The following is a 450-nucleotide window of genomic DNA, read 5'->3' as shown; positions in this document are numbered from 1 at the left end:
CCAGCACGGCGAGGACTTCCGCGACGGCCGACGCCCGGCTGTCCCGGGCCGCCACCGCGCGCAGGGCCGCGATCGTGGTGTCCTCGACGCACGGCGAGTGGTCCTCGCCGGGGTCCCGCTCCAGCGGCGGGGTGCGCGGCAGCCGGTCGAGGTACTCCGCGACGCCCGAAGTCCGGATCACCCCGCCCGCCTGGGCGAGCGCCAGCGGCAGCCCGCCGAGTTCCCGCGCGACGTCGGTCATGGCGACGTCGCGGCCTGAGCGCGTACGCAGGAAAGCGACGGCTTCGGACTCGCTGAACGCCGGCACCGGGAGCGTGGCGCCGATGACCTCGAAGTCCGGCACCGTCGTCGTCACGAGGACGCGGGCGCGCGCGGGCAGCCAGCGGTTGAGCGCGTCCGGGTCGGTGGCGCCGTCGAAGACGACGAGGGCGTCGTCGAGGCCGTCGAGCC

General features: G+C 76.2%; 1 pseudogene. It reads right to left on the bottom strand.

Going from position 1 to position 450, the window contains the following annotated elements:
* A pseudogene (locus G3I65_RS26460) lies at positions 1 to 450 on the bottom strand (hypothetical protein); the annotation flags it as partial.

The organism is Amycolatopsis sp. SID8362, from assembly GCF_010550475.1.
In the GTDB taxonomy this organism is placed as follows: Bacteria; Actinomycetota; Actinomycetes; order Mycobacteriales; family Pseudonocardiaceae; genus Amycolatopsis; species Amycolatopsis eburnea.
Note: the sequence above shows the minus strand (reverse complement) of the source record. Positions and strands in the feature narration are given on the sequence as shown.